Genomic DNA, 6,888 nt, shown 5'->3' on the forward strand with positions numbered 1-6,888 from the left:
GGTCGATGCCTTTCTTGCTTTCGAGCAGGATGAGGATGCGCTGGTTGCCGTCTTTGCGGGCGAAGGCGGCACGTTTTGCGCGGGCGCCGATCTCAAGGCGGTTGCAAGCGGAAAGGGTAATCGCTCCGTGCCCCCCGCAACGGGTGCCGGGTTCCATCGCCTCGCAACGGACGGGCCGATGGGGCCATCGCGAATGATTCTCAACAAGCCGGTGATTGCCGCCATTTCGGGCCATGCTGTTGCGGGCGGGCTTGAGCTTGCGCTCTGGTGCGACATGCGCGTGGTGGAAGAAGACGCAGTCATGGGTGTTTTCTGCCGCCGCTGGGGTGTGCCGCTGATTGATGGCGGCACGGTGCGTCTGCCGCGCCTGATCGGCCATTCGCGCGCCATGGACCTGATCCTGACAGGCCGCGCGGTTGATGCGGCGGAAGCCTTGCAGATCGGGCTTGCCAACCGCGTCGTCCCGAAAGGCAAGGGGCGCGAGGAAGCGGAGAAGCTCGCACAGGAGATTGCGCGTTTCCCGCAGCTTTGCCTCCGTCATGACCGTATGTCGGCTTATGAGCAATGGGATCTGCCCTACGACCGCGCGCTTGCCAATGAGTTCGACCATGGGCGCAAGGTGCTCGCATCCGGCGAAACGCTGAAAGGGGCGGCGCGTTTTGCGTCCGGCAAGGGCAGGGGCGGGCGCTTTGACGACATCTGACCTCCGCCTCATCGCATGTGACCTTACCTGCCTGCGTGGCGGGCGGCTTGTCTTCGAAGGGCTTTCCTTCGAGGTCGCGGCGGGCACAGCGCTTGTGCTGACGGGGCCGAACGGGTCGGGCAAGTCGAGCCTGCTGCGTCAGATCGCGGGGCTTCTCGACATTCCCGAGGGCAATCTTCTTCTCAAGGGCGGCGATGGAGAGCGCAGCATTGCCGAGCAATCCCATTATGTCGGCCATCTCGATGCGCTGAAGCCTTCCATGAGTGTCATCGAAACGCTTCGCTTTCATGTGGCCTATCTTGAAGGAGAGAGGGCGCTGATCGATCCGGCGCTGGAAGCGGTGGCGCTTGGCTCGCTTGCCGATCTGCCGGTTGCCTATCTCTCTGCCGGGCAGAAGCGGCGGCTTGCCCTTGCGCGGCTTGTCGCGGTGCCGCGCCCGCTCTGGCTGCTTGATGAGCCAAGCGTTGCGCTCGACAAGGCAAGCGTCGAGCGGCTGCAAAGCCTTATGAACACGCATTTGCGCGGCGGCGGTATCATCGTTGCGGCAACGCATCTCGATCTCGGTCTTGAGCGCGCGCAGGAATTGCGGCTTGGTGCGGGGGTTTCTGCATGAGCCGCGCCTTCTTCGCCCTTCTTTTGCGCGATATCAGGCTCGCTGCCGGTGTGGGCGGCGGGGGCGGCATGGCCGCCTTCTTCTTTCTTGTCGTGGTTGCCATCGTGCCGCTTGGCGTCGGGCCGGACCGGCCCATGCTGGAGCGGCTCGCACCCGGCATGCTCTGGGTGGCGCTGCTGCTTGCGGCATTGCTCACGCTTGATCGTCTCTTTCAGGCGGATAGTGAGGACGGGTCTCTCGACCTTCTCTCTGCCGGGCCGCTGCCGCTTGAGCTTGTGGCGGTGGCGAAGTCGCTTGCGCATTGGCTGGTGACAGGGTTGCCGCTTGTGATTGCAGCACCCGTTCTCGGTCTGTTGCTGAGCCTGCCGCCCGAAACCATGCCCTCTCTTATCCTTGCCATGCTGGTTGGCACGCCCGCCCTCAGCTTCATCGGGGCTGTTGGTGCCGCGCTCACGGTCGGCATCCGCCGGGGCGGGCTTCTCGCCTCGCTGCTGGTGCTGCCCTTCTATATTCCGGTGCTGATTTTCGGCGTCGGGGCGGCCTCGGCAGCCTCCGCCGGATTTGAAGGCGAGGCGGGAAGGCAGGCCCTTCTTCTGCTCGGGGCGATCACGCTTGGAAGCCTTGTCATCGGCCCCTTTGGGGCGGCTGCCGCCTTGCGGGCAAATCTGCGATGAGGGGTCATAATCTCCCGCCGGCGCGGCGATATGCCCGCCGCCGTGCCTTGCCCTCTACCGGAAGGCCGCGCTAAATGGCACGCATGAGCAGCCCGACCGCCGCGCAAAAGTTCCATGCCTATGCCAATCCGGCGCGCTTCATGGCGCTCTCGGCGCGGCTTCTCATGCCTTTATGGATATTGAGCGCGCTGGTGATTGCGGTCGGCCTCTGGTACGCGCTTTTCAATTCACCACCCGATTATCAGCAGAGCGAGACGGTGCGCATCATGTATGTGCATGTACCTTCTGCCTGGCTTTCGATGTTCGGCTATTCGGTCATGGCGGTGGCGTCAGCGGTGGCGCTTATCTTCCGCCATCCGCTTGCCGATGTTGCGGCGAAATCCGCCGCACCGCTTGGCGCGGCTTTCACCTTTCTTGCGCTTGCCACGGGTTCGCTCTGGGGCAAGCCCATGTGGGGCACATGGTGGGAATGGGATGCGCGGATGACATCCGTGCTCATCCTGCTTTTTCTCTATCTCGGATATATGGCGCTCTGGGCAACGATCGAAGATCCGCTGCGCGCGGCGCGTGCGGCCGCCGTGCTCGCGCTTGCAGGCGCGATCAATATTCCGGTCATCCGCTATTCGGTTGTCTGGTGGAACACGCTGCATCAGCCTGCTTCCGTTTTCCGCATCGACGGGCCGACCATTGCGCCTTCCATGCTGCTGCCGCTGGGGTTGATGGCGGTCGGCTTTACGCTGCTTTTCATCACGCTGCATCTGGTGAAGATGCGCGCCGAGATTCTGCGCCGCCGTGTGCGTAATCTGCGGCTTGCGCGCGCCGCGTCTGCAGGGGAGGGCTGAGCCGGTGGCCGAGTTTTTTCATATGGGCGGCTATGCCTCTTATGTCTGGGCGTCTTACGGGCTTTCCGCCGCCGTCATTCTGGCGGTGATCTGGTGGAGCCTGCGCGATTACCGGATGCAGAAGGGGCTGGTGGAACAGCTTGAAGTGCTCTCCGGCGGTCGCGTACGCCGGGCAGCCTCTGCGCCGCAACAGGAAAACCGGAAGAATGAGGAGAGACAGTGAATTCGCGTTTCCGGCTTGTGGCGGTTCTGCCCGTTATCGTCTTTCTGCTGCTCGCGGGCGTTTTCTATGCGGCCATCTTTCGCGGTAGCGATCCTTCGGAAGTTCCTTCCGCGCTGATCGGGCGCTATGTGCCGGAGTTCGAGCTGCCGCCGGTGGACGGGCTGGACAGGCCGGGCCTTTCAAGCGCGGATTTCGGGCAGGGAAGTCCTGCCATCGTGAATGTCTGGGCGTCGTGGTGTGTGCCTTGCCGCACCGAGATGCCGCTTCTGGTGGAGCTCGCCAATGTGGCGGGCGTGCCGCTTCATGGCATCAATTACAAGGATGATCCGGCCGCGGCGCGCCGCTTCCTTGCCGAGCTTGGCAATCCGTTTGAGCGGATCGGCAAGGATGCAACGGGGCGGACCGCGATAGACTGGGGTGTCTATGGCGTACCGGAAACCTATGTCATTGATAAAAACGGGCGGATTGCCCTGAAGCATGTCGGGCCGCTGACGCCCGATGCGATTGCCGACCAGCTTTTGCCGGCGTTGCGGGCGGCGCGCTGAGGCGCCGCCACGCTCATTTCCGGTTCCGATCAGCTTTTCTTCTGACGGCGAGCAGCAGGCTTCTTCGCAGCGGGCTTGCGCGCGGCGCGCTTTGCAGGTGCCTTCGGTGCCTCTTCCTCGGTGGACTTCCTGCTCTCGATCGCCGCGTTGAGCTGGCTGAGTGCCTTGATCAAATCGCTTTGTGCGCTTTTCGACAGCACATCGAGCAGCGCCTGTTCGGCGGCAAGCGCCTTCGGCATTGCGCTCTTCAGCGCGCGGCGGCCGGCAGCGGTGAGGCGCACGGAATTGGCGCGCGCATCTTCGGTGGTGCGCTTGCGGGCAAGAAGGCCGTTCTTGATCATGCGGCTGATCATGTCGGCAAGCGTCGAGCGGTCAATGCCGGTGCGGTTCACGAGATCGGTCTGGCTCAGACCTTCTTCTTCTTCCACGGCAAACAGCACGATGAACTGGCGCGGTGTGAGTGTGCTCGTGCCCATCTGCTGAACAAACTGCTCATGCGCAAATTGCTGCGCGCGGCGCAGCAAATGGCTCAACGAGTTTTCCAGATCAAAACTTCCGGTCGGTTTCCTGGGTGCCATTCGTTCTGTCCTTTGGCGTAATCCGGCCCCGGCCGGGACCGCTACTGGGGTGGTGTCCTTGCGACAGTGCTCCCTCGGGGGAAATATTCTCGCGCATGTTCGAGGCGTTTCTGTGGCCGTCAGACCTCGGGCGCTTTATCATCATATGCACCCGTATCTACCTTGCTTGCAAGAAGCAAACTTTAAAAAAGTGTGGTGAGAGCCGCCGATAGGTCTGTGCCCGGACATTTGCCCTAAACTCCGTGTGGAAAATAAACATTCACGAGAGGCAGGCGTATCTCCGTGGGCGGACCAACCAAGACCAGATAAAAAAGAACTATGTCAGACACACACAAGAAAATGCCTGCCGTACCCATGCCCCGGGAGGCGGGCGCTGAAGCAGAAGTCACCTTTTCGCGGCGCGTGCCAACGGGAGACAGTCTCCCGCGCGATATCTGCGACCGCTGCGGCTTCATCAATTACGTAAATCCGAAGATCGTTGTCGGTTCTGTCGTGACCTATGGCGATAAGTTCCTTCTTTGCCGCCGCGCGATTGAGCCAAGGCGCGGTTTCTGGACCTTGCCGGCCGGTTTCATGGAACAGGGCGAGACGACCGAGGATGGGGCGCGGCGCGAAGCGCGCGAAGAGGCCAATGCGGATATTACGGTGCGTGATCTTCTCGCGATCTACAATATCCCGCGCATCGCGCAGGTGCAGATCATGTATCGCGCGACGCTCGCCGAGCCGGTTTTCTCGGCGGGTGAGGAAAGCCTGGAGGTCGGGCTTTTCGCCTGGGAAGACATTCCCTGGAGCGAGCTTGCCTTCCCGAGCGTCTATTGGGCACTCACACAATTCCGTTCCGTGATGAATGACAGTGTCATAGCGCCGTTCACAAACCCGGACGGGGAGAATGGCAACTTCTTTCCTCTGAGCGGCCCGCCTGCCAGCTGACTGGCGGAAAATCATGCGGAAGGGGTAGCGAGCGGCCCGGTTTTTCGTCATTTTCTCTCATCCGAATAATTGGGGGAACGCGGATGGAAGAGGGCGCGGCGCAACGCATGACGACGGAGGAGAGGCGGGTCATCTTCGCCTCGTCACTCGGTACCGTTTTCGAATGGTATGATTTTTACCTCTATGGATCGCTGGCCGCGATCATCTCCGTGCAGTTCTTCTCCGGCGTAAACCCGACAGCGGGTTTCATCTTTGCGCTGCTCGCCTTTGCGGCGGGGTTTGCCGTGCGGCCTTTCGGTGCCGTGGTGTTCGGAAGGCTCGGTGATCTGGTGGGGCGGAAATACACCTTTCTTGTCACCATCCTCATCATGGGGCTTTCGACCTTCATTGTCGGGCTGCTGCCCAATTATGCGGCAATCGGCTTTGCGGCGCCTGCAATCCTCATCGTGCTGCGGCTTGCGCAGGGCCTTGCGCTGGGTGGTGAATATGGCGGTGCAGCGATTTATGTTGCGGAGCACGCGCCGAAGCGGAAGCGCGGTGCCTATACGGCATGGATCCAGACAACGGCAACGCTCGGTCTCTTCCTCTCGCTTCTTGTCATTCTTGGCTGCCGCCTGATGATGGACAAGGAAAGCTTCGAGGACTGGGGCTGGCGCATTCCCTTCCTGCTTTCCATCGTCCTGCTCGGCATTTCGGTCTGGATCAGGCTCAAGCTCAATGAGTCCCCGCTTTTCCAGAAGATGAAGGAGGAGGGCACGCTCTCCAAGGCGCCGCTCAAGGAAAGCTTCGGCGAGTGGCGCAACATGAAGCTGGTGCTGATCGCGCTGTTTGGCCTCACCGCCGGTCAGGCCGTCATCTGGTACACGGGCCAGTTCTATTCGCTCTTCTTCCTCACCCAGGTGCTGAAGGTGGACGGGCAGACGGCGAGCCTGCTTGTGGGTGCAGCCCTTCTTCTTGGTGTGCCTTTCTTTGTCGTTTTCGGCGCCTTGTCGGACAGGATCGGCCGCAAACCGATCATCATGGCGGGCTGCCTGCTTGCGATACTCACCTATTTCCCGATCTTTTCGGCGCTCACCCATTACGCCAATCCGCAGCTTGAGGCTGCGCAGACATATTCGCCCGTGGTGGTGATTGCCGATCCGGCGGAATGTTCATTTCAGTTCAATCCGGTCGGCACAGCGGCCTTCACCTCATCCTGCGATGTGGCGAAGTCGGCGCTTGCGCAGCGCGGCATTCCCTACAGCAATATAGCGGCGGAGCCGGGCACGGTTGCGGAAGTGCGCATTGGCGAAGTGGTGCTTGCGTCCTTCAATGCGGAAGAAGATGCAGATGGCGCGCGGCGTGAACGGTTCAATGCGGCGCTCCGCCATGCAGTGGAAGAGGCAGGCTATCTCCACGCCCACCCGGATACGATCAACTATCCGATGGTGGTGCTGCTGCTCTTCGTGCTCGTGCTTTATGTGACGATGGTTTACGGGCCGATTGCGGCGATGCTGGTTGAACTCTTCCCGACCCGCATCCGCTACACATCTCTGTCGCTGCCCTACCACATCGGCAATGGCTGGTTCGGCGGCTTCCTGCCGACCGTCTCCTTCGCCATTGTGGCGGCAACGGGCAATCTCTATTCCGGCCTCTGGTATCCGATTGCGATTGCCGCGATGACCTTCATCATCGGCATTCTCTTCGTGCCGGAAACGAAAGACAGGGAGCTTTAATCGGCGCTCGGGTCGTCGCGCAGCGCATGTTTCGTGAGTACCGGAATCTGCGCCATGCCGAAAAG

The 6,888-nt window shown here is 61.4% G+C and carries 9 protein-coding genes; 8 read left to right on the top strand and 1 reads right to left on the bottom strand.

Annotation, left to right across the window (positions count from 1 at the left end; all coding sequences use genetic code 11):
* The 6 genes from WBF74_RS05250 to WBF74_RS05275 all read left to right on the top strand — a co-directional run.
* Window positions 1-703: crotonase/enoyl-CoA hydratase family protein (locus WBF74_RS05250; protein WP_424436240.1), on the top strand; the 703-nt coding region annotated here is incomplete at its 5' end.
* Window positions 690-1,316: a heme ABC exporter ATP-binding protein CcmA gene (gene ccmA / locus WBF74_RS05255; RefSeq protein ID WP_424436243.1), complete on the top strand. Its 627-nt coding sequence runs from the start codon at window positions 690-692 to the stop codon at window positions 1,314-1,316. The genes WBF74_RS05250 and ccmA, both read left to right, overlap by 14 nt.
* Window positions 1,313-1,990: a heme exporter protein CcmB gene (gene ccmB / locus WBF74_RS05260; protein WP_424436246.1), complete on the top strand. Its 678-nt coding sequence runs from the start codon at window positions 1,313-1,315 to the stop codon at window positions 1,988-1,990. The genes ccmA and ccmB overlap by 4 nt, the downstream gene beginning before the upstream one ends.
* A 74-nt stretch (window positions 1,991-2,064) precedes the next feature.
* Window positions 2,065-2,832, top strand: coding sequence for a heme ABC transporter permease (locus WBF74_RS05265; RefSeq protein WP_424436249.1), 768 nt, complete (start codon window positions 2,065-2,067; stop codon window positions 2,830-2,832).
* A 4-nt stretch (window positions 2,833-2,836) separates the two neighbouring features.
* Complete coding sequence (gene ccmD, locus WBF74_RS05270; protein WP_424436252.1) at window positions 2,837-3,055, top strand: heme exporter protein CcmD; 219 nt, start codon at window positions 2,837-2,839, stop codon at window positions 3,053-3,055.
* On the top strand, window positions 3,052-3,600 hold the full coding sequence (locus WBF74_RS05275; RefSeq protein WP_424436255.1) for a DsbE family thiol:disulfide interchange protein: 549 nt from the start codon (window positions 3,052-3,054) through the stop codon (window positions 3,598-3,600). Before ccmD ends, WBF74_RS05275 begins: the two co-directional genes overlap by 4 nt.
* Window positions 3,601-3,629: 29 nt before the next feature.
* Here the strand turns inward: WBF74_RS05275 and WBF74_RS05280 are convergent, their stop codons facing one another.
* Window positions 3,630-4,178, bottom strand: a complete 549-nt coding sequence (locus WBF74_RS05280; protein WP_424436258.1) for a MarR family winged helix-turn-helix transcriptional regulator — start codon at window positions 4,176-4,178, stop codon at window positions 3,630-3,632.
* A gap of 318 nt (window positions 4,179-4,496) precedes the next feature.
* Between WBF74_RS05280 and WBF74_RS05285 the strand changes: the two genes are divergently transcribed.
* Window positions 4,497-5,108 (top strand): NUDIX domain-containing protein, encoded by a 612-nt coding sequence (locus WBF74_RS05285; RefSeq protein ID WP_424436261.1) that lies wholly within the window; start codon window positions 4,497-4,499, stop codon window positions 5,106-5,108.
* A gap of 83 nt (window positions 5,109-5,191) precedes the next feature.
* Window positions 5,192-6,823, top strand: a complete 1,632-nt coding sequence (locus WBF74_RS05290; protein ID WP_424436264.1) for an MFS transporter — start codon at window positions 5,192-5,194, stop codon at window positions 6,821-6,823.
* The last annotated feature ends 65 nt before the right edge of the window (window positions 6,824-6,888 follow it).

Source organism: Parvibaculum sp., from assembly GCF_049672805.1.
Classification (GTDB): Bacteria; Pseudomonadota; Alphaproteobacteria; order Parvibaculales; family Parvibaculaceae; genus Parvibaculum.

Excerpts from the sequence above, each read along its gene's own strand:
- WBF74_RS05280 (WP_424436258.1), bottom strand. The coding sequence starts at position 4,178 with ATGGCACCCAGGAAACCGACCGGAAGTTTTGATCTGGAAAACTCGTTG.
- WBF74_RS05265 (WP_424436249.1), top strand. The coding sequence starts at position 2,065 with ATGGCACGCATGAGCAGCCCGACCGCCGCGCAAAAGTTCCATGCCTAT.
- WBF74_RS05290 (WP_424436264.1), top strand. The coding sequence starts at position 5,192 with ATGGAAGAGGGCGCGGCGCAACGCATGACGACGGAGGAGAGGCGGGTC.
- WBF74_RS05285 (WP_424436261.1), top strand. The coding sequence starts at position 4,497 with ATGTCAGACACACACAAGAAAATGCCTGCCGTACCCATGCCCCGGGAG.
- ccmB (WP_424436246.1), top strand. The coding sequence starts at position 1,313 with ATGAGCCGCGCCTTCTTCGCCCTTCTTTTGCGCGATATCAGGCTCGCT.